Consider the following 22,349-nt stretch of genomic DNA (forward strand, 5'->3'; position numbering starts at 1 on the left):
CGTACCTTCTAAACATCGCAATCCTTAGCCAAATATCGTTACTTATCCCCAATACTTGCTAGTAGCAGAAATAGCGATTGCGTGTGTCAATGGAGGAGGATACAGTAGGGTTCAGCATTTGTTGAACATTCAACATAGCCAACTATTGTAGAGCGCAAATACAGTATGGTGCCCATAGACTTTATAAATCCAATCTCATAAATTGATTACATTCAATACAGACAGTACGCGAGGAGAGGTGTATGCAATTAGAAATTAGAAACTACTATGAAGTTCTTTTACTTGAGTTACTCTCTGATGAAGGTTTATTAGACGAGCTACCTGCTGACTATCTTGCCGATCTATGCTGTGTCACGCTCAATCAGCTACCCACCCGTTACATACGACATCTAGTCGATACCTATTTTTTTGAAGATTATGAAGAACTTCAGAAAATGAAAACAGAGATCCAGCAAGCACTTGAAAAATCTAGAGCATTTTTGAAAGAAAATCAAAAGGCTTAAAACAGAAAGAAAGCTTTGTTGAGCCTCCGGTACGACTATACGCACATACCAAATACCATGACGAGATTGGAACAAATATGGGGAGTTTTAGATAAACTATTTCTCATCGAGTGTACCACCAAGTGTATCACCTGAGGCATTTCTTATCTAAGTAATGATCTAAGCTATTGATGTACTAGGAGATTGGAGGTTCCCCTAGAGCCACACCTCGGCACATGAGTCACTCGCTGCGGTTGCTCCCTTCCAGGCCTGGCCGAATTCACAAGTTATCATTGCGAGGGGACCCTAAGGTCACCATTGATTTCGTTGAAAGCAGATACTCTCAAGAACGGCAGCATTATCTACCATGAAAGCTTTCCAATCAAGTCATTATCTAGTTAGAACCCTCAGTTTTGGTTCAATCGCTGCTTCTATAAACAAAAAACCTCATTTGAAGGCCTTATTTCGCCTTATCTACAAATATAAATGTAATAACAAACTTACTTACAGGCTAAGAGCGGCTTTGTTTTGCTCAATGAGTTTGTCACCTATACCCTTTACATTAGATAGCTGATTAATTGAATCGAATTTGCCATGTGTTTTGCGATAATCAATAATCGCTTTGGCTTTTGAATCGCCAATCCCCTTCAATGACGATAACTGCTCGGCGCTTGCTGAATTGATATTCACCACTAGAGTTTTCGCTTGAGTCCTCTCTGCAATACTCACAGACTCAACTTTTTCAATTGCGGCATATGCCGCCGGAAGCATAATTAGGTTTGATAGCAATAAAGCGGGTAGTAGTCTTTTATACATAATCTAATTCCTTATGTGATCCTTTAGGTTGTAGCCTTCATCCTTTTCCTTAGCTACGCTGCGAAATGTAGATCACAGCCACGAAATTAGCCAATAAGCGACCAACATCTCACGCAAAAGTTTTACGCGGAGATCTGGATCACAAAAACAGCATAGCGTTAAACTTTCAATTTATTCATCAAGGTATTTAAATCGTTCAACTTTGATAACTTATTTAGTAATAAACAGACGCTTATAACGGTTTAATATCAAAAGTACGACCATTATCGCGAACAATATCACCTAAACAGCAGTACGATTCTGTTATGAAATAACAACCTGAGTTATTTTGAAGATAATAGTTACTCCTCTAGAGTGTGGTTATCTACAATAATAATGGACATAAAATGTCACTAGACTCTACAGAAATACCCGACAAAGCCAGCAGTAAAATATCAGGGCAGCAAAAGAAACTGTTAATTCTGGCCGCTGACATTCTATTGCTATTTCTAATGCATAACTTCCTCCCATTTGAACAAGGGGTTAATACAGGTCTTGCACTTCTCACCTTCGCAGCGATATTGTGGCTAACGGAAGCTATTCATATCAGTATCACAGCGATCATGATCCCAATCCTCGCCGTTCTCTTTGGCGTGTTTGAAACCAAATCTGCGATGAGTCATTTCGCCAACCCCATTATTTATCTTTTCTTTGGTGGCTTTGTCTTGGCCGCTGCTTTGAATCATCAAGGTATTGATAAGTTAATTGCTCAGAAAGTATTAACGGCATCAAAAGGACGCTTGTCTGTCGCCTGTGTCATGCTGTTTGGAATAACCGCTGCGCTATCGATGTGGATCAGTAATACCGCCACGACTGCAATGATGTTACCGCTTGCGCTAGGAATATTGCATCAAATCGATATCAAGAAACACAAAAGTACTTACCTATTTTTGCTACTAGGTATTGCTTATTCTGCCAATATTGGCGGTATCGGTACTCTGGTAGGTAGCCCGCCGAATGCGATAGCTGCCGCACAAGTTGGCCTATCTTTCAGCGATTGGCTTGAGTTTGGATTGATCACAGTAGCTATTATGTTGCCACTAATGTTAGTGGGTCTTTACTTATATTTAAAGCCCGATCTGTCGATGGTGTGCGAGATAAAAGCTGAAAAGCAATCGCTCACCTTTCAAGGTCAATTGACGCTATTAATTTTCGTCACCACTGTCTGTTGCTGGATTTTTAGTAAGCCTATCTCACAAGCGCTTGGTGGTATTGCTCAGTTTGATACTGTCGTTGCCCTTGCTGCTGTCGTCACTCTTGCAGGGCTTGGCTTAGTGCAGTGGAAGAAGATAGAAACAACAACGGATTGGGGAGTACTCATATTATTTGGTGGTGGTTTAACACTAAGTGCAGTACTTAAAGCGACAGGGACCAGTGTTTTCCTAGCCCATTGGGTAACCGATATATTCGGCAATACTCACATGGCCTTGTTCACATTTGCTGTCATCGCATTTGTTATCATGCTAACCGAGTTTGCCAGTAATACTGCGAGCGCCGCGCTATTGGTGCCCGTGTTTGCCGCTATCGCTGAAGCACTAGGTCTGTCGCCAGTCATGCTGTCTGTACTTATTGGTATTGCAGCGTCTTGCGCATTTATGCTGCCTGTCGCCACCCCTCCCAATGCGATAGTCTATGGGTCCGGTTATATTAAACAGTCTGAGATGATGCGCGCAGGCGTTATCATTAACTTTATCAGCATGTTTGCGCTTTATATCATCGCGCACACTTTCTGGAATATCTAGCACTTAGGTTGTATAACTGCAGGTGTAATCTGCTAGCAAAAAGCACAGTGAGTAGTTGCTCACTGTGCTTTTATCGTTCAAGAAGCCTTATATTATAAAGCCGTAAGAGCTTCATCTAACGCGGCGATAATATCTTCTACCGCTTCTAGCCCGACTGAGATCCTAAGCAAGTTGTCTGTAATGCCCGCTCTCGCTCTCTGCTCTTCGCTATAGGGTGAATGCGTCATCGAGGCAGGATGCTGAATGAGTGACTCTGCATCCCCCAGACTAACCGCAATAGAAAAAAGTTCCAAATGATTAATGAAGGCGATTGAATCTTGTAAGTCAGCGTCCAGCTCGAATGCTATCACCCCTCCAGCACGCTTCATCTGACGGCCCATATATTCATTACCACTATGGCTCCTCAACCCAGGATAATACACTTTTGAGACTTTAGTGTGGGCTTCCAAAAATTGAGCTACTTTCTCCGCGTTATCACAATGTCTGCTAACTCGAACATCTAGAGTTTTAAGCCCTCTTAGAATGAGCCAAGCATCATGGGGGGAGATCACTGCACCTATATCTTTGAGGACTTCATACTTAATCACATCCATCTGTTCGTGACTGGCACACACAATACCCGCTATAACGTCACCGTGACCATTTAAGTATTTAGTAGCACTATGGATCACTATATCAATACCGTGCTTAATGGGTTGTTGCAATAAGGGAGTCATAAAGGTGTTATCAACAACACTGACTAAATTATGCTGCTTTGCAATACTTGCTATAGCATCTAAATCAAACACCTCAAGATGAGGGTTAACGGGCGTCTCACAAAAAATAACCTTGGTATTTGACGTTATTGCTGCTTCTATTTCAGCTAGGTTACAAAAATTGACGAGAGTAACTTCTATACCAAACTTTGCAAGCTGTGAATTCATCAGCGCAAATGTACAACCATAGACGGCATTTGAGGCGACGAGGTGGTCCCCCATTTGCAGATTTGCCAATAGTGCAGCAGATACTGCAGCCATACCCGACGCTGTCGCAGCAGCGCTATCACTGCCTTCGAGCGCTGCAATTTTTCGCTCTAACTCTGCAGTTGTTGGATTACCTAAGCGGGTATAAATATAACCAGCCTCCTCACCCGCAAACCTCGCCCCACCTTGCTCGGCACTATCAAATACAAAGGTCGCACTTTGACATAGAGGTGATACTAGAGCGCCTGTTTCATTTGGCTCTCGTCCAGCATGAATCACTTGTGTTGCCAATTGCCAACTTTCTCGCATAATTATTTCCCTACTAAATGCTTGTGATACAGACACAGTGAATTAATAGTTGTTGTTTTGTCTGTATAGAACCAACCATTTCAGAAAATCAAAGTCGAAACAACATAGCTGGCAACGGTTTACCCACTCTAAACTACCTATATAATTAGATTCTGTAGATACAGATTTTAGAGAGCAAGCTGATAAGTAAATACCTTGGACTAGTCCTAGGTATTTACAAACCATTTCGAAAAGATTTATAGGGGAACGTTTGTAAAAAGAATGTTACATCGCAAGTGAATGCAGTAGATAAAATCAACTTGTATTGTAAAGTGTCAGCTATTTACCTGATACAGCCTGCTTTTCCATCTTGCTGGTTTTAGTAAGAACCATCGAACTAAGCTCTTTTAAATCCAATAATAGCTCTTTATGGATCCCTTTTAATTTGGGTTTTGTCTGTTCGTTAAACTCTAGTGGTCGACACAATGCCATTGCTTGGTAGCCTAATCGCGCGGTTAACAACCCACCGCCAAGACCTTGTCCTAGCCGAGCAGATAACTTGCCAGACATCTCTACAGACAAGAGTTGAGTGCCTAGATCCGTGACGATTTCACTGGTACCAGCATAAATAATATTAGTGAGAATTCCGCGAATAAGTTTAATTCGACTCCAATAACCAAGTTCAATCCCATAACATTTTGCTAGCTGATTAATCATACTTTGATTTCGCCACAGGATGATTGCCATATCAAGTACAGCCAACGGGCTTGCCGCTAACAATAATGCGGATTCTTGCGCAAAACGTCTAACAATTTTCTTTGCTGCGAGATCTCGCTCGGTTAATACAGTGGCTTCGAACAACACCAGCTTTTCAGCATCATTGTGCTCCACGCTCACTTGTTGCATGTAGCGTTCAGTGTGGGCACTTTTAGGCAATTGGCTGAGTAATTTATCAATGAATGGATCGGCCGCGCCCATCTGCATACTGCAGAGCAGTCGCATACCGGTGGTCTGTGTATCTTCAACTTTTTTGAGCATTTTAAGTTTACGCCATTCGGTAAAGCTCACTTTTGCCGCCCATGACACGACTAAGGTTACGACCACTGCATACAAGCTAAACAGCCAAGTGCTTTGAATAAGTGCATCATATAAACCCAGAACTGTTTCAACGACAGCAATAAGTAACACACCTAATAAACAGGCTTTACCTAGCCAAGCTCGTTTACCCGACCCTTTCGATGAAAGAGCTGCATTAAGCTGCTCAACACTGTCAATGTGCTCAGTTAATGTGATCTCTAATTCGTGCTCCGAAAGAGTCTCTTCTTCGACAAAAACTTCATCAGCCGCAAATGTCGTTGCTGGCGTTATCTTTGTTTCTACATCCTGCTCAACGCTGTCAAAACGTTGCTGTTTCTTAATTGGATTATTATCAGTAGCCATAAAAAATCACTTTAGTTTGTCACCGACTAAATATTGCAATACATGATCAAGTCGAATATGTTCAAAATCGGCATGACTCCGTTGTTTATCTATCACTGTTTTTGGTGCGAAATTGACAAAATCAAAGCCCTGTTTTTGCCAAAAATCAGCTGATGGTAGCGATTTAGGCACCTCTCCAGGGAATAAGGTCACCGTCTCATGACTGGCAAGCTCTAAGCCTTTCACGACTTCAATATCACGCCCGCTCTGTTTCACCATGCCATGAGTGGTCGATTTAATCGCGCTGATCGCCATGGTCTCAACTTCACAACCTTCAAACTTAGCGTGTAGCTGACTTTGTTGCACCAGCTGACTTAACAAAGATAAAACATTGCCTTGTTGGTCGCGTGTAACATGGTCAATCTTGCTCGCTGCAAACAAGAGTTTATCTATTTTGGGAGAGAACAAGCGCTTTAAAAGACTTGATTGGCCGAATTGAAAACTTTCCATCACCGCCTGAAGCGCCGTCTTCATATCGTCGAACTGCTCTTTGCCACGATTTAACGGAGTAAAACAATCTACCAATACCAGCTGACGATCAAATTTGGCGAAATAATCATGGTAGAAGGGTTTTACTACCCGCGAGATATATTCCAAGTATCGCTGCTTTAACGTGTGGTAAAAGCTGCTTGCAGCACTCTGTTCCAATACAGGATACTGCTCATCAGTCACATTGATTAACGGGAAAAGTGCCAGTACAGGGGTACCTTCGAGCTCTCCGGGTAATAGCAATCGCCCTGGCTGGGCGTAATAAAATCCATACTTATCAACACAGTCTTGCAGTAATAGTTGATAACTATCGGTAATCTGTTGCAGTTTTGCTTCATCAGCCGTTGCAGTAAGATCAATACTATTAAGCATTCGAGTAAACTCTGCGTAATAATTTGAACACTCAAATACAGCAGTACGCGCTACCTGCGAGGCAGACCACTGCTGAAAGCTTTGTTTAAGCATTGGAAGGTCAAGTAACCATTCACCTGGGTAGTCAACAATGTCGAGATAGAGCGTTGCGCTATCAGTCAACTTTGACAATAATCCCTTCGCTGGACGATACCTTATTGCTAGTCTTAGCTCGCTGATATTACGCGTGGATTTTGGCCATGATGACGGCTCATTTAGAATGGCATTCACCGCACCATCATAATTAAAACTCGGAATAGTCAAATCAGGTTGTAGATCTCGCTTCACGCCATATAGTCGGCTATCTCTAGCGACCTGCCATAGAGGTAACTGATTATTACCTTCTACGACTCCAGAGTGCAGCAGTTGATTCACAAGCCCAGTGATAAACGCCGTTTTTCCTGCACCAGCAAGACCAGTAACAGCAAGACGTAAATGCCTGTCCGTTGAACGAAGCGCTACTGCTTGAGTTTTTTTACCGAGTTTTTTAAGAGAATGTTTGATACTTGCCATAGGCGGAAGTTGCACCTGTAGAGAGGAGTTCTAGGGCAGTATACTGCTATATTCTGCCCTGCTTCAAACTATAAGTTATTGATTTCATTTTTAAGGTCATAGTTATCAGATGTTACGTGTCGCTCTAAATTCTGCAATCTAAGCTCTAGCGTTCTAAACTGACTATTCACATCCCTTAATGCCATTTTAGCTGGCTCACCGGATTGCCAAATTTTCTTCTTAATTTCAATCTCTTTGTGCGCTGATTTATTTTTGTCAGTGCCTGGTTTGATGTCTAAAATCATCCAAAGTAAAACATAGATAATAAACACAATCCCGGTGCCACCAAGTAAAAATATTGAAGCGGCAACCACTCTGACTAACCATGTTTCAAAATTGAAGTAATCGGCAACCCCTGCACATACACCCGCTATTTTACCTGCTTGAGGAATTCGATATAAAGTTCTGCTTGTGCCTTCACTCATTTCTACTTCCTCCTTCATTTTAGGACTAAATTGAGATTATTTGCCTTACAGGGAAAGGCTGATGATTTATACATCACGTCCCCTCCATTGTGGTGCCTCACTGTCCAAGATGGCCTCAAGTGTTTCAATACGTTGTGACATCTTGTCAGCCTTGGTAATAAGCTCATTTAACTGGCCGAACTCTTCATCGGTAAGCCCCTGACTTACTTGTCTTTTACTGCGATAATGCAGTATCAACCAAATCGGAGCCACGATAATCATAAAAATAATAATTGGGGCTATCAAAATATCCATGTTCATAACTCACCTCTGCTCCGTTACTATTTAGTCTTAGCTTTTGCCTTGCTTGCTTTCATTTTAGCTTTAAGCGCTTCAAGCTCATCATTTACAGAGTCTTCAGCTTCAAGTGCGGCAAACTCGTCGCTTAAGCTATTCTTTTTGCCTAAGTCGTAAGCTTCAACTTGTGACTCTAACCCTTCAACTCGACGCTCATATTGTTCAAACTTACTCATAGCGTTATCGATTTTACTTGAATCAAGCTGCTTTTTAACTTCTAAACGAGAAGATGCAGTTTGTTTACGCATAATGATAGTTTTTTGACGAACTTTAGCATCAGCTAGTTTTTCTTGTAGTAAGTTAACTTCCTCTTTTAAACGAAGAATGTGTTCCTCTACTACCACTAATTCAGCTGCTAAGCTTTCAGCTAGTTCGTTGGTTTTTTGCTTCTCAATCAAAGCGGCTTTTGCAAGATCTTCGCGATCTTTAGACAATGCCAGTTCAGCTTTACTTTCCCAGTCATGCACTTGCTGTTGTACTTTAGCTACTCGGCGAATGATCTCTTTCTTTTCTGCAAGTACTTTGGCAGAAGTTGAACGAACTTCGACAAGCGTATCTTCCATCTCTTGGATGATCAGACGCACCATTTTTTCAGGATCTTCAGCCTTATCAAGTAATGAGCTGATATTTGAATTTATGATGTCTGCAAAGCGTGAAAAGATTCCCATAATAATTTCCTCTAATTAACGTTGGTTTCGATAAATACTATCCAGTATTCGTGCCAACTTTACATTTACCTTACCATACAAATACTTAACCAAAATATTAACTTTTCCTTTCAATTACAAACAAGGGATCATATTATTATTTTCACCAATTATTAGCGTGAAAGACTAAAACTTACTGTGACCAATCAATTTCAGCAAGACAATCTTATTGGACAATCTAATGCATTGTTAGAGGTTCTTGAACATATTTCGCAGGTAGCCCCTCTTTCAAAGCCTGTGCTAATCATTGGCGAACGTGGCACTGGCAAGGAACTTATTGCCGAACGTTTACACTTTCTATCAAAGCGTTGGGATCAAAGTTTTGTAAAATTAAACTGCTCCTCATTAAGCGAGAACTTATTAGAGAGCGAGTTATTTGGCCATGATGCCGGTGCATTTACAGGCGCGAATAAAAAACACGAAGGTCGATTCGAGCGTGCTAATGGTGGTACATTATTTTTAGATGAGCTAGCCAATACCTCGGGTCTCATCCAAGAAAAGCTTTTAAGAGTGATTGAATATGGCGAGTTCGAACGTGTCGGGGGTAATAAAACCGTTCAAACTGATGTCAGGTTAATTTGTGCTGCCAATGAAGATCTTCCCTCTCTGGCAGAGGCTGGGGAATTTAGACCCGACTTGTTAGATCGATTAGCGTTTGACGTAATAACATTGCCACCACTACGTCACCGCCCAGATGATATTATGTCTCTTGCTGAATACTTTGCAGTCGGGATGGCAAGACAATTAAAGCTAGAGCTATTTGAAGGTTTTAGTCCCAGTGCTGTAAAACAGTTAATGGAGTATCGCTGGCCAGGTAATATTCGAGAACTGAAGAACGTAGTTGAACGTAGTGTCTATCGAAACGCAGAGTCAGGTATGGCGATTACTGATATCACCATAGACCCATTTGCATCTCCTTATCGTCCTACAACTCGAGTCAAAACCCGAGAGAGACAACAGCTACAAGACACTCCAGTGGCAAACATTGCTCCCGAGCCCATCAAAACTGCAGCGTTCAACTTCCCTATCGATTTTAAAATCCATTGCGAAGAAAATGAAGTCAATCTGCTAAAACAAGCATTAGAAGCGGGACAGTTCAACCAGAAAAAAACCGCCGAGCTGCTTGGGTTAAGTTACCACCAACTTCGTGGGATCTTAAAGAAATACAACTTACTGGATAAATAATTGCTGTTCAGCTGTTGGCACTGTTAAAATACCCATTAACGTTCAGATCATAAAATGATTGCTTAATGAAACAGCAGCTAAAGCGAATAGGACTTGTAACCAGTATATCGGTGATAAACCTGTTACTTGTTGCCTGTGGACCGCAAAAGATCCCCACAGGCTTGGTCTATTGCTCAGAAGGTAATCCCGAAAGCTTTAATCCGCAGACGGTGACATCAGGTACCACTATTGATGCTACGTCGCAGCAATTGTACGACACCCTCGTTGATTACGATCCCATTACTAGCTCTATAATTCCCGCTTTGGCCATATCTTGGCAAAGTAGCGACGACGGTCTTACTTATCGATTTAAACTTCGCAGCGGCGTTCAGTTTCACCAAACAGACTACTTTACTCCGACAAGACACTTTAATGCTGACGATGTTTTGTTTTCTTTTAACCGCATTATCGATCCCGAAAATCCTTATCACAGTGTTTCAGCAAACGGTTATCCGTTCTTTCAAAGTATCGGTTTAAGTCAAACGGTTAAGCAGATAGAAAAAGTGGCAGATGATGAAGTTGTGTTTCATCTAAATATGAGTGATGCCTCTTTTCTCTCGAATCTTGCAACCGGCTTTTCCATTATTTTATCCCAAGAGTATGCCGATACCCTGCTTGAAGATCACAGCCTAGATAAATTAGATCGCTATCCTATTGGTACAGGGCCTTTTAAACTGACCAAATATGTCAAAAATGAATATATTCGTTATCATCGTAATGAGCAGTTTTGGCGTAAACGCCCCGAGTTTGAACACCTGGTTTTTGACATCACCCCACGAAGTACGGCTAGGTTAACCAAATTGATCACTGGCGATTGTAATGTATCCGCTCTACCCAAAGCGGGTGAGCTTCCGGTTATAAAACAGCATGATCACTTAGAGCTCGACACCCAACTTGGTTTTAATGTCGCTTTTTGGGCCTTTAATACCAAAAAAGCACCATTTGATGATGTTAGAGTGAGAAAAGCACTCGCTTATGCTGTAGATAAACAAAATATTATTCGAGCCGTATATCAAGAGACTGCAATTAGGGCTACAGGCATGTTGCCGCCGCAATCTTGGGCTTATCAGTACAACCGCAGTAATTATGGTTACAACCCACAAAAAGCAAAAGAGTTGCTAAAGGAAGCCGGCGTTGAGAAACTCAACATTGATGTTTGGGCGATGCCAGTTGCACGTATTTATAACCCTAATGCATTAAAAACAGCTGAATTAATTCAGGCCGATTTAGCTAATATCGGCGTAAGAGTAAATATAGTGACCTACGACTGGAGCGTATTTAATCAAAAGCTTAATCGCAGAGACTATGATTCAGTGCTGATAGGTTGGAATGCCGATAATAGCGACCCAGATAACTTTTTCTCCCCTATACTGAGTTGCGCTGCGCAGGACTCTTCAAGCAATAGAGCGCAATGGTGCAATCCAGAAATGGACAACATATTGGCAAAAGCAAAAGCGACTACGATAAAGGCCGAACGTAAGAAACTCTATCAACAAGCAGAAAAACTCTTTAATGAACAGCTACCTATGTTGCCATTTGCTCACGCTACCCAGTTAACCATTAAGCAAAAAAACATCAAACAAACTCAGCTGACACCTTTTGGTGGGATCTCATTCGAGAACACCATGAAAATCCCCCCAGAGGAGATGCACTAATGGGTCGTTATTTATTAAGAAGGCTCAACTTATTTCTGGCCACCTCATTAGTATTAATCGGTGTTTTATTCATTGCGACCAGCTATTTTCCCGTCGAGCAACAGTATGCTTTAACCGGGATAGAGTCCCCAACAACAGAGCAGCTCGTGTTAAGCCGCAGTGAATACCAACTCGACAGTAATCAATTTCGTCAGTTTCTTGCCTATACCCAGCAAAGGGTTAGCGGCAACCTCGGTGTCTCTATTACCTCACAGAAACCCGTTATCGATGAACTGAGTCAAGTACTACCGGCATCGTTCGAATTAGCTATCGTCGCTGGCATACTGGCGATGTGTCTAGGGGTTCCTTTAGGCATATTGGCGTCACTCAGTAAGAACAAAATCACCCAGCATAGTATTATGGCGATTACACTTACGGGTTATTCGATCCCTGTATTTTGGCTAGGGTTATCTTTATCACTCTGGTTTGGCGTTGAACTTGGTTGGTTACCTATCTCCGGCCGAATTAATTTGCTGTATGAGATTGAACCCACGACCGGCTTTATGCTTATTGACACGCTGCTAACTCAGTCTATATATCGCACTTCTGCATTTTTAGACGCAGTGCAACATATTGTGTTGCCAGCTATAACACTGGCAGTACTACCGTTCACGGTAGTCGTCAGAATAACCCGTTCTGCAATGTTGCATATTATGAATGAGCCTTATATTCGTGCCGCTGAAGCGCGTGGACTACACACGGGTACCATAGTATTACGCCACGCGCTACCAAATGCCTTGATACCCGTACTTAAAAACATGGGATTGATGCTCGGGACATTTGCAAGTTACGCCATGATAGTTGAAGTCATCTTTTCCTGGCCGGGTGTTGGTAGTTGGCTAGTCTCTGGTATATACCAGCGTGACTATACGGTTATTCAAGGTGGGGTATTAGGCGTTGCATTAATCATCATCTTCTTCAGTATTTTTATTGATGTGTTACATAACGCCTTCAATCCAATCACGAGGAAAGAAATTTATGCCGCGAATTAGCATATATCAGGAAGATGATATCCCCTCTCCGATGCGCAAGCTATGGCAAGCTTTTGCCGATAACCCTTTTGCATTAATGGGGCTATGGGCTGTGACCTGCTTATTAATATTAGCTATTTTCGGCCCTTGGATTGCACCTTTTTCGCCAGAACAACAAGATCCACTCGCATTACTTTTACCGCCTTCATGGGATGCCAGTGGCACGGTTGAACATTTCTTAGGGACAGATGACTTAGGCCGAGATATTTTTAGTCGCCTGCTTCATGGAGCACACCTCACCTTTGGTATGGCATTGGCGATAGTACTCGCCTCTCTTAGTGTAGGGTTTGTCATAGGCTCGATATCCGGAATGATGAAGGGCCTTAAATCATCCATCTTAAGTCACCTACTTGATGCATTGTTATCAATTCCATCACTACTAATGGCTATCTTAGTCGTAGCGGTCATGGGGCCTGGATTAGGCAATGTATTCTGGGCAGTAGGAATCGCACTAACACCACAATTTGTACGTGCTATCCATCAAGCGGTTCATGAGGAGCAGCAAAAAGATTATGTCACTGCAGCTAAGCTTGATGGCGCTAATTCGATACAAATATTTTGGTACGTTATTATGCCCAATGTCTGGGAGACCGTTATTATCCAGGTAACACTCGCAATATCAGCAGCCATATTAGATATTGCGGCGCTAGGTTTTCTTAATCTTGGCGCGCAAGCTCCTAGCCCTGAATGGGGGGCTATGGTATCCCAAGGCCTAGATAACATACTGACAGCCCCTTGGACTGTCACCATCCCGGGTGTTGCTATTTTATGTAGCGTACTTGCCATTAACCTTGTAGGTGATGGATTAAGGTCGGCACTGTCGCCGATAAGAAATTAACATTATGCCACTTCTTGATATTAGAAACCTCACCATCGAACTTGACACGCCTCACGGCCGAGTCAAGGCCCTTGAGCGAGTATGCTTAACCATCAATCCAGGTGAACTTCATGGTTTAGTTGGAGAGTCTGGCTCCGGACGCAGTTTGTTGGCAAGAGCAATATTGGGTGTTCCAGGCCATAATTGGACCATCACAGCCGACCGGATGATGTGGGATGGACAAAACTTGATGGAGATGTCCTCTAAACAGCGACGCAACTTAATGGGTAGTGAGATAGCAATGATCTTTCAAGACCCAACAAGTAGTCTGGATCCAGCCATATCTGTTGGTAGCCAAATTATTGAAGCTATGCCCACCAATAGGAGCTTACCTTTTTGGAAGCGTGGCAAGTTTAAGAAAAAAACGGCTGAAAAATGGCTTCATAAGGTCGGCATTAAGAATACCGAAAAAGTGATGGACAGTTATGCGTGGGAGCTGTCCGAAGGCGAATGTCAAAAAGTCATGATAGCCATGGCGGTTGCCAATCAGCCAAGGCTGCTCATTGCTGACGAACCAACTGACTCGATGGAACTGAGTACCCAAGCACAGATATTTAGATTATTGAGTAAACTAAATCAGCTGCAAAACGTCTCAATTTTGTTGATAAGTCATGAACTTGAAACCTTGGCTGGTTGGTGCGATCAACTGACCGTTCTATACTGCGGCCAAGTCATGGAATCGGGCCCTACTGCCGAGCTGCTAAAACAGCCTTTTCATCCGTACACTGAAGCCTTGGTCGATAATGCCCCTGACTACTCTGGTACATTAACTCATAAATCAATGATGCAAACCCTGCCTGGTTCAGCGCCAGCATTGCAACACTTGCCTATTGGCTGTCGACTCGGCCCGCGCTGCCCGCAAGCGCAAAAGAGATGTGTCAGTCAACCGAGTTTATGCCACAAGAAAGGTCGCTATTTTGCCTGTCACTTCCCATACCACAACGAGTCTTGTAATGACGACACCTCTACTTAAAGTAACCAACCTAAGCAAAAGCTACTATGCTGGTTATAAGCGTTTCAAACGTCAATACAACCAAGCGTTGTCACCGGTTTCATTTGAATTAAACACTGGTGAGACGCTCGCTATCGTCGGTGAAGCGGGATCAGGCAAGAGTACTATTGCTCGCATTCTTGTGGGGGCTGAAATTCGCAGTGGCGGAGAGATCTTTTTTGAAGGTGAATCATTGGAGAAGCATGATTTAAAGCAACGCTGCCGTATGATCCGGATGATTTTTCAAGATCCAAATACATCGTTAAACCCAAGATTAACGATTGGCGATTTACTTGACGAACCGCTTAAATTCAATACCAATCTTTCAGAAAAAGATAGACGGGCTTTAGTTGTCGATAAACTGAGAAAAGTCGGTTTATTATCAGAACATGTTGATTTCTATCCGCACATGATCTCCGAAGGGCAAAAGCAACGAGTCGCCGTAGCAAGAGCACTAATGCTTGATCCCAAAATCATCATTGCAGATGAAGCGCTCACCGCGCTCGATCTGTCTGTACGGGCACAAATTTTAAATTTGTTACTCGAATTACAGCAAGAAATGGGACTGTCTTACATCTTCGTGTCCCATAATATGAATATTATTCGTCACGTTAGTGACAAAATAATGGTGTTGAAAAAAGGCCAGCTCATTGAAGAGGCAACCACAGAACAACTGTTTAATGCGCCTCAACATGAATACACACAGCGACTGATACAAGAGCAAAGTTTGTTTACCCGTAAGAAGTAATACTAACCCTATTAAATATTTGGACAGTTCAGAGCCGCTCAGTTTTTTCAATCCAAGGCGCATTAATGAGATTGGTATAACTGCTCCAACCACTGAGAAAAACACTTAAATTTACGAAAAGTAAGTGTTATTTGATGTGGGTTTATTTATCCTAGATACAATTTTTTCAGAGAAATAGAAAATATGATTATTAAACCTAGAACTCGTGGCTTTATTTGCACAACGACTCACCCAGTTGGTTGTGAAGCCAATGTACTTGAACAGATCAACATTACTAAAGCCAAGGGCAAAATTGCAAACGGTCCAAAAAAGGTATTAGTCGTTGGCTCTTCAAGCGGTTATGGTCTTTCTTCTCGTATCACAGCAGCATTTGGCAGTGATGCAGCCACCTTAGGCGTATTTTTTGAAAAGCCAAGTACAGAAACTAAACCTGGTACTGCTGGCTGGTATAACTCTGCCGCATTCGACAAATTTGCTAAACAAGAAGGTTTATATTCTAAAAGCATAAATTGTGATGCCTTTAGTCACGCAGCCAAACAAAAAGCGATCGAGCTAATTAAACAAGATCTCGGTGAAGTCGATATGGTTGTCTACTCACTGGCATCTCCAGTACGAAAACTGCCTGATAGCGGTGAGCTTATCCGTTCTTCATTAAAGCCTATCGGTGAACCTTATAAAGCCACTGCCGTTGATACCAATAAAGATGTCATCATTGAGGCCAATGTAGAGCCTGCAACTGAGCAAGAAATTGCTGATACCGTCACCGTAATGGGCGGCGAAGATTGGGAGTTATGGATGGCTGCACTTGCTGAAGCAGGTGTATTAGCAGAGGGTTGTAAGACTGTAGCTTATAGCTATATAGGTACCGAGCTGACTTGGCCTATCTATTGGCACGGCGCTTTAGGTAAGGCAAAAATGGATCTAGACAGAGCCGCCCATGCCCTTGACACTAAGCTTTCAGCGACTGGTGGCAGTGCTAATGTTGCAGTATTAAAGAGCGTAGTAACTCAAGCTAGCTCAGCGATACCTGTTATGCCACTGTATATTGCAATGGTGTTTAAGAAGATGCGTGCCGAAGGCCTCCACGAAGGTTGTATCGAGCAAATCTATCGTATGTTCAGTGAACGCCTCTATACAGCCGACGGCAGCACTGCTGATGTTGACGATAGCAACCGTTTACGTTTAGATGATTGGGAATTGAGAGAAGAGATCCAGCAACATTGCCGTGATCTTTGGCCACTAGTGACCTCAGAAAACCTTTCTGAACTCACTGATTACCGCGAATATAAAGAAGAGTTCTTAAAACTGTTTGGTTTCGGTATTGAAGGCATAGATTACGAGCAAGACGTTAATCCAAACGTTGAATTTGACGTCGTAGCGATCTAAGTATCAGTATAAACATCGATAACCTTATTAAAACGCCGCTTTAAGCGGCGTTTTTTATGCCACTAACTCCTTGTTAACGCCTGCTTTTAATTAGAGATCTAAGCCCCTATTGTGCCGCTCTTACCCAATTGACCATACAAGGTACAAATCATTGTCTAGAGTGCGATTAAGCACTTCATATTCGCTTTTTTCACTGAGTCTAGCAGTCCACTAATATAGTTGAATTATACCAATTGCATTAGATATTTAATCAATTCAGAAGGATGGCTGATGTTTAAAGCAAATGGCAAAACACTGCATGCTACGGCAGAAACTCTTGATATACCGCTGAATGGTCTATTTTGTTCCCTATAAAAATATGATATTCCCCCTCCCCCGTCCATGGCAGTCAGATTCAGGAGGTAGAACGAAGCAGGATACCAGAGCCGAGAATAACTATTAGCTTCAAGTTTTCGACTGACCTTCAGCGCTTTGAATTCTCACTGAATGAACAGATACTTAATGCAATTGCTATTAGTTCTTTAACAAACAGCTACAAAAAAGCCGGCTAATGCCGGCTTCTTATAAAGCGTATATTGCCGTTGCTTACTCAACAACAGGGTAAAGAACTTCACCCTTAGCTTTTAGAGCAGCGATGACTGCGCGGTAATCATTCTCACTGTATTGTGAGCTTAAACGCTGCTTCAATGCATCGATAAGATTGCTATCAACGCCTTCTGCCGCATTTACCTTATTAAGTACCACTACGGCATAACCGTTAGCCAGTGCAACTGTATCGACTGTTGAACCATCTGTAGGTTGTGCCATTGAAAATGCTTTACTAACCACTGCAGCATCAATCTCTTGCTCAAAACGTGCAAGCTTTTCTTTTACTAAGTAATCAGCTGTTACACCGTCAGTTTTGAAAGCAGCCATGGCATCTTGTGCTTGCTGACGTGCCGCCTCATTAGCTTGCTCTTGCTTCAAACGAGCCGCTATTGAATTTCTAACTTCTTCAAGCGGCATAGTACCAGCAGCTTTATGTGAGTTAACACGGATGACGACAACGTGGTTTGCTTCAACTTCAAGCACATCACTGTTCATACCATCAAGTAACACGCTCGAAGAAAATGCTTCCTTCAAGATAGCAGGCTTGCTGAACAGCGCTGGCGCACTATTACGAGTAAACTCTACGGTCGTCTTAACTTCAACACCAAGCTCTCTTGCTGCTTCAGACAAAGTATCAGGTACTTCATAACTTGTATCAGCAAGGATCTGCTGTAGTTCGTAGAACTTATCTACCGACTGCTGCTGTTGCAATTGGGCAATGATTTTCGCTTTTACGTCTGCAAAAGGAGCTTCTGCACCCGGTTGGATATCTAGCACCTTAATAATGTGATAACCAAAATTTGTTTTAACCACATTTGAGTAGCTGCCTTTATTCAATCCGAATAGTGCAGTATCAAACTCAGGCTCCATTACGCCCGCTTCAAACCAATCCAGTTGACCACCTTGCTCTCCACTGAATGTATCTTGAGATTCAGCTTTAGCAAGCTCGGCGAAATCGTCACCATTTTGTAGCTTCTGATAAATCGCTTCAGCCTTTTCTTCAGCATCATCTTCATCAAGCCCAATTAGAATGTGAGCCGCTAAACGCTTCTCAGGCTGCAGATACTGCGCTTTATTCTCATCAAAATATGCTTGAGCATCAGCTTCAGTAACAGCAACATCAGTTGCTAGCTGCTTGGCATCAAGTTCGATGTAATTAAGGCTAACCACTTCAGGTCTGACAAACTGACCTAGGTTTGAGTTGTAGTAAGTTTGGATCTGCTCATCAGTAACACTTGTAGCGGCAATGAAAGGGGCTGAGTCGATGACCAAATAGTTAATATCGCGTGTTTGTCCTTGGATATTAGCCAAGTACTCAGCTTCACCCGCTAGTACAAACTCAGAACCCACCAGTGTTGCCACTAATTGGCGACGCGTCATATCGGTGCGCATCATGTCTCTAAAAGAGTTAGCTTGGTAGCCGAGCTGACGCAATATAGACTGATACCGGTCATTATCAAATATGCCATCAGTCTGGAATGCTGGCTCTGTCATAATCGCAGCGCGGATCTGTTCGTCTGATACACGAAGTCCTAACTCAGCAGCATTTTGATCTAATAGCTTTTCAGCCACTAAACGCTCTAATACACTCTGCTTAACGCTCTGCATATAATTTTCATCTGCAGATAGCGTAGAGAACATATCACCTAGTTGCTGTTCAAGACGACCACGCTCATTCTCATAAGCTTGCTCTAAAGCAGAACTGCCGATCTCTTCACCATTTACGGTAGCGGCTGCAACCTCAGTTGAAGAACCTAAATAACTACTCACACCCGTAAATGCAAATGAAAGTATCACTAGGACTAAAATGCTCTTTGCAATTACGCCTTGTGATCCTTCACGAATCTTTTCTAACATCAGACTTCTCGCTGGTTGCGATTAATAAAATAAAAAGGCGCATCACTCGTTGGATGCGCCTTTTTGTAATTTAATAGTAAAGAGAAATGAACCTCTTTACTCTTGCTGACTATCACTAAGCAAAAGCCTAATAACAGTCTTTTTTCTCGTAAAAAGCACTGTCTAAACAGTGCTTTCTACAATAACCTTACAAAGGCTGCAGTTAACGAGTCTCTTAGTTAACAGCGTCTTTTAGCGACTTACCAGCTTTAAATGCCGGAATGTTTGCTGCAGCGATTTTGATCTCTTTACCCGTCTGAGGGTTACGACCAATGCGCTCTGCACGCTGACGTACTTCGAAAGTACCAAAACCAACAAGAGCAATCTTATCGCCTTCTTTTAGCCCGTCTGTAACAGCGCCAATGAAAGAATCTAATGCACGGCCAGCAGCGGCTTTAGAAATGTCAGCACCAGAAGCGATTTTCTCGATTAGTTCAGATTTGTTCATGTCATCCCCTTGAATGTAATTTTTGTACCGCACCCAAATCCCTATCTAGAGCGGTCTGCGGAGGCTTTTTATAACAAGCTTAGAACCAAAGTTCAAGCCTTATAGGAAAACCAAAGAAATAATTTAGGATACTGCTCAAAACCAGTCACTCCAAGGGCTGGAGCGACTGACTCTCCACTGACTTAGGCTACCACAGCTAGGCACTTTGGTAAGCCCCTTTTTGCACTTTTTTTCGTGCAATACTGCAATTTATTGCGTTAGCCCACGTTTTCCACTACTTCGAAGCCCTCTACTGGTCGTTCAAGTGCCAGTTTTAGTACTTCTTCAACCCATTTAACTGGGTAGATCTTTAAGTCTGCGATCACATTTGCTGGAATCTCTTCCAAATCTCGTTCATTTTCCTTTGGAATTAGAACAACTTTGGTCCCGCCACGGTGCGCAGCGAGTAATTTTTCTTTTAATCCACCAATAGGCAATACTTCACCTCTTAGTGTGATTTCACCTGTCATCGCCACATCGGCGCGAACAGGATTGCCCGTAAGACTAGAAACCAATGCAGTACACATGGCTGCACCTGCTGAAGGACCATCTTTTGGCGTTGCCCCTTCTGGAACGTGCACATGAATATCACGCTTTTCATAGAAGTCCGGGTTAATACCAAGCTGCTCAGCTCGAGCACGAACCACGGTCATTGCCGCTTGAATCGACTCTTGCATCACATCACCTAGCGAACCGGTATACGACAACTTGCCTTTTCCTGGCACAGATGTCGCTTCGATAGTGAGCAAATCACCACCGACTTCAGTCCATGCAAGTCCCGTTACTTGGCCTATCTGATTGTTTGATTCCGCTTTACCGTAATCACAACGTTGTACGCCTAAGAAAGACTTAAGATTATCTTGGTTGACTAAAACATGTTTGATGCTTTTATCCAGTAAGATCTGCTTAACGACTTTACGACAAATCTTCGATAATTCTCGCTCAAGCGCACGCACGCCAGCTTCGCGAGTGTAGTATCGAATAATACCGACAATAGCGCTATCATCAACGGTGACTTCTTTGGCTTTAAGTCCATTGCGCTCAATCTGCTTAGGCAACAGGTGCTGCTTAGCAATATTCAGTTTTTCATCTTCGGTATAACCCGACAGACGAATGACTTCCATACGGTCTAATAACGGACCAGGAATGTTCATTGAGTTCGATGTCGCTACAAACATCACGTCGGACAGGTCATAATCAACCTCCATGTAATGGTCGCTAAATGTTGAGTTCTGCTCTGGATCAAGCACCTCAAGTAGTGCAGATGCGGGATCGCCACGCATGTCGCTGCTCATTTTGTCAATTTCATCGAGCAAAAATAGTGGGTTTTTTACCCCCACCTTTGACATTTTCTGGATGACTTTACCCGGCATAGAGCCAATATAGGTACGACGATGACCACGGATCTCCGCTTCATCTCGAACACCGCCTAAGGCGACGCGAACATACTTACGTCCGGTCGCTTTAGCGATAGATTGGCCCAATGACGTTTTACCCACACCTGGTGGTCCAACTAAACAAAGAATTGGCCCTTTAAGCTGTTTAACACGGCTTTGTACTGCTAGATATTCAAGAATACGCTCTTTGACTTTCTCTAGACCAAAATGGTCTGTGTCGAGTACATCTTGCGCTTTAGCAAGGTCACGCTTAATCTTAGAGCGCTTATGCCAAGGTACGGCGACCATCCACTCAACATAGCTTCTCACCACTGTCGCTTCAGCTGACATAGGTGACATCATCTTCAGTTTATTAAGTTCAGCCGTCGCTTTGTCTTTAGCCTCTTCAGGCATTTTCGCTTCTTCAATCTTTTTCGCTAAGCTTTCAAACTCATCGTGAGACTCATCAATATCACCGAGTTCTTTTTGAATCGCTTTCATTTGCTCATTCAAATAGTACTCACGCTGACTCTTTTCCATCTGCTTTTTAACGCGGCCACGGATCCGTTTTTCGACCTGTAACAGATCAATTTCAGATTCCATCATCGCCATCAAATACTCGATGCGTTCGCCAACATCGACCATCTCAAGTACTGACTGTTTGTCTTCAAGCTTCAACGGCATATGCGCTGCCATAGTATCAGCAAGTCGAGCAGCTTCATCGATACCTGAAAGTGACGTAAGTACTTCTGGTGGGATTTTTTTATTCAGCTTGATATAGCCTTCAAACTGCCCTACTGCCGAGCGAATCAAGACCTCTTCTTCTTTATCAGTCAGAGGCGCAGACTCAAGGTAATGCGCAGTAGCTTGGAATATATCGTCCTGCTCAGAATAGTTATCAATCCGCGCACGCTGGCCGCCTTCGACCAACACTTTAACAGTACCGTCAGGAAGCTTAAGCAGTTGTAAAATGGAGGCTACTGTACCAACGTCAAAAATATCATCACTACTAGGATCGTCTAACTCAGCATCACGCTGTGCGACTAATATAATTTGTTTACCTTGATCCATCGCTTTTTCTAAGCAACGAATGGACTTTTCTCGGCCTACGAATAACGGAATTACCATATGGGGATAAACCACTACATCTCTCAGTGGTAGTACGGGTAGTTCGATTCGCGTATCACGCTCTAGAGTCATAGCTCGATTCCGTTTTGTCTGAATACTTAAGAGTATATTGGGATGATTCGATAGGATTCAATGGCGAATAACAATTAAATAATAAACTGCACAAAAAAGGAGCCATAAAGGCTCCTTTCAATA

The 22,349-nt window shown here is 42.7% G+C and carries 19 protein-coding genes and 1 other RNA gene; 9 read left to right on the plus strand and 11 right to left on the minus strand.

Translation table 11 applies throughout. From position 1 onward, the window contains the following. Positions 1 to 242 precede the first annotated feature (242 nt). The gene (locus tag JK628_RS14825; RefSeq protein WP_202285394.1) at positions 243 to 503 is read left to right on the plus strand and encodes a late competence development ComFB family protein; all 261 of its coding nucleotides are present in this window, start codon (positions 243 to 245) and stop codon (positions 501 to 503) included. Positions 504 to 695: 192 nt separating this feature from the next. Here the strand turns inward: JK628_RS14825 and ffs are convergent. After that, an RNA gene (gene ffs, locus JK628_RS14830) (signal recognition particle sRNA small type) lies at positions 696 to 792 on the minus strand. Between the two features lie 194 nt (positions 793 to 986). Continuing rightward, positions 987 to 1,298, minus strand: a complete 312-nt coding sequence (locus JK628_RS14835; protein ID WP_202285395.1) for a ComEA family DNA-binding protein — start codon at positions 1,296 to 1,298, stop codon at positions 987 to 989. 386 nt (positions 1,299 to 1,684) lie between these two features. Here JK628_RS14835 and JK628_RS14840 point away from each other — a divergent pair, with 386 nt between their 5' ends. Continuing rightward, on the plus strand, positions 1,685 to 3,079 hold the full coding sequence (locus JK628_RS14840) for an SLC13 family permease (RefSeq protein ID WP_202285396.1): 1,395 nt from the start codon (positions 1,685 to 1,687) through the stop codon (positions 3,077 to 3,079). A gap of 92 nt (positions 3,080 to 3,171) precedes the next feature. Here the strand turns inward: JK628_RS14840 and JK628_RS14845 are convergent, their stop codons facing one another. The 6 genes from JK628_RS14845 to pspA form a co-directional block, all read right to left on the minus strand. After that, a complete protein-coding gene (locus tag JK628_RS14845; RefSeq protein WP_202285397.1) occupies positions 3,172 to 4,350 on the minus strand; it encodes a trans-sulfuration enzyme family protein in 1,179 nt (392 codons plus the stop codon). Positions 4,351 to 4,668: 318 nt separating this feature from the next. Then, complete coding sequence (locus JK628_RS14850; RefSeq protein WP_202285398.1) at positions 4,669 to 5,769, minus strand: TIGR01620 family protein; 1,101 nt, start codon at positions 5,767 to 5,769, stop codon at positions 4,669 to 4,671. A 6-nt stretch (positions 5,770 to 5,775) separates the two neighbouring features. Beyond that, positions 5,776 to 7,221 carry a YcjX family protein gene (locus JK628_RS14855; protein WP_202285399.1) on the minus strand — a complete coding sequence of 482 codons (1,446 nt, stop codon included), beginning with the start codon at positions 7,219 to 7,221 and terminating at the stop codon, positions 5,776 to 5,778. 68 nt (positions 7,222 to 7,289) lie between these two features. Then, entirely contained in the window at positions 7,290 to 7,685 is a 396-nt protein-coding gene (gene pspC / locus JK628_RS14860) for an envelope stress response membrane protein PspC (RefSeq protein WP_202285400.1), read from the minus strand. Positions 7,686 to 7,751: 66 nt separating this feature from the next. Then, on the minus strand, positions 7,752 to 7,985 hold the full coding sequence (gene pspB / locus JK628_RS14865; protein ID WP_202285401.1) for an envelope stress response membrane protein PspB: 234 nt from the start codon (positions 7,983 to 7,985) through the stop codon (positions 7,752 to 7,754). 20 nt (positions 7,986 to 8,005) lie between these two features. Further along, positions 8,006 to 8,689 carry a phage shock protein PspA gene (pspA, locus tag JK628_RS14870; protein ID WP_202285402.1) on the minus strand — a complete coding sequence of 228 codons (684 nt, stop codon included), beginning with the start codon at positions 8,687 to 8,689 and terminating at the stop codon, positions 8,006 to 8,008. A gap of 177 nt (positions 8,690 to 8,866) precedes the next feature. Here pspA and pspF point away from each other — a divergent pair, with 177 nt between their 5' ends. The 7 genes from pspF (at position 8,867) to fabV (ending at position 16,679) form a co-directional block, all read left to right on the plus strand. Beyond that, positions 8,867 to 9,913: a phage shock protein operon transcriptional activator gene (pspF, locus tag JK628_RS14875; protein ID WP_202285403.1), complete on the plus strand. Its 1,047-nt coding sequence runs from the start codon at positions 8,867 to 8,869 to the stop codon at positions 9,911 to 9,913. A 65-nt stretch (positions 9,914 to 9,978) separates the two neighbouring features. Then, positions 9,979 to 11,607, plus strand: coding sequence for an ABC transporter substrate-binding protein (locus JK628_RS14880; RefSeq protein ID WP_202285404.1), 1,629 nt, complete (start codon positions 9,979 to 9,981; stop codon positions 11,605 to 11,607). Beyond that, positions 11,607 to 12,638 (plus strand): ABC transporter permease, encoded by a 1,032-nt coding sequence (locus JK628_RS14885; protein ID WP_202285405.1) that lies wholly within the window; start codon positions 11,607 to 11,609, stop codon positions 12,636 to 12,638. Before JK628_RS14880 ends, JK628_RS14885 begins: the two co-directional genes overlap by 1 nt. Next, a complete protein-coding gene (locus JK628_RS14890) occupies positions 12,625 to 13,515 on the plus strand; it encodes an ABC transporter permease subunit (RefSeq protein ID WP_202285406.1) in 891 nt (296 codons plus the stop codon). The genes JK628_RS14885 and JK628_RS14890 overlap by 14 nt, the downstream gene beginning before the upstream one ends. 4 nt (positions 13,516 to 13,519) lie before the next feature. Continuing rightward, entirely contained in the window at positions 13,520 to 14,527 is a 1,008-nt protein-coding gene (locus JK628_RS14895; RefSeq protein ID WP_202285407.1) for a peptide ABC transporter ATP-binding protein, read from the plus strand. After that, on the plus strand, positions 14,508 to 15,293 hold the full coding sequence (locus tag JK628_RS14900) for an ATP-binding cassette domain-containing protein (protein ID WP_202285408.1): 786 nt from the start codon (positions 14,508 to 14,510) through the stop codon (positions 15,291 to 15,293). Before JK628_RS14895 ends, JK628_RS14900 begins: the two co-directional genes overlap by 20 nt. Before the next feature lie 183 nt (positions 15,294 to 15,476). After that, positions 15,477 to 16,679: an enoyl-ACP reductase FabV gene (fabV, locus tag JK628_RS14905; protein WP_202285409.1), complete on the plus strand. Its 1,203-nt coding sequence runs from the start codon at positions 15,477 to 15,479 to the stop codon at positions 16,677 to 16,679. A 585-nt stretch (positions 16,680 to 17,264) separates the two neighbouring features. Here fabV and JK628_RS14910 read toward each other — a convergent pair. From JK628_RS14910 to lon, 3 genes are all read right to left on the minus strand, one after another. Continuing rightward, the gene (locus JK628_RS14910; RefSeq protein ID WP_202285410.1) at positions 17,265 to 19,124 is read right to left on the minus strand and encodes a SurA N-terminal domain-containing protein; all 1,860 of its coding nucleotides are present in this window, start codon (positions 19,122 to 19,124) and stop codon (positions 17,265 to 17,267) included. Positions 19,125 to 19,338: 214 nt separating this feature from the next. Continuing rightward, positions 19,339 to 19,626: an HU family DNA-binding protein gene (locus JK628_RS14915; protein ID WP_202289838.1), complete on the minus strand. Its 288-nt coding sequence runs from the start codon at positions 19,624 to 19,626 to the stop codon at positions 19,339 to 19,341. 242 nt (positions 19,627 to 19,868) lie between these two features. Next, a complete protein-coding gene (gene lon, locus JK628_RS14920) occupies positions 19,869 to 22,226 on the minus strand; it encodes an endopeptidase La (protein WP_202285411.1) in 2,358 nt (785 codons plus the stop codon). Positions 22,227 to 22,349: the final 123 nt, after the last annotated feature.

It is taken from the genome of Shewanella sp. KX20019 (genome assembly GCF_016757755.1).
GTDB lineage: Bacteria > Pseudomonadota > Gammaproteobacteria > Enterobacterales > Shewanellaceae > Shewanella.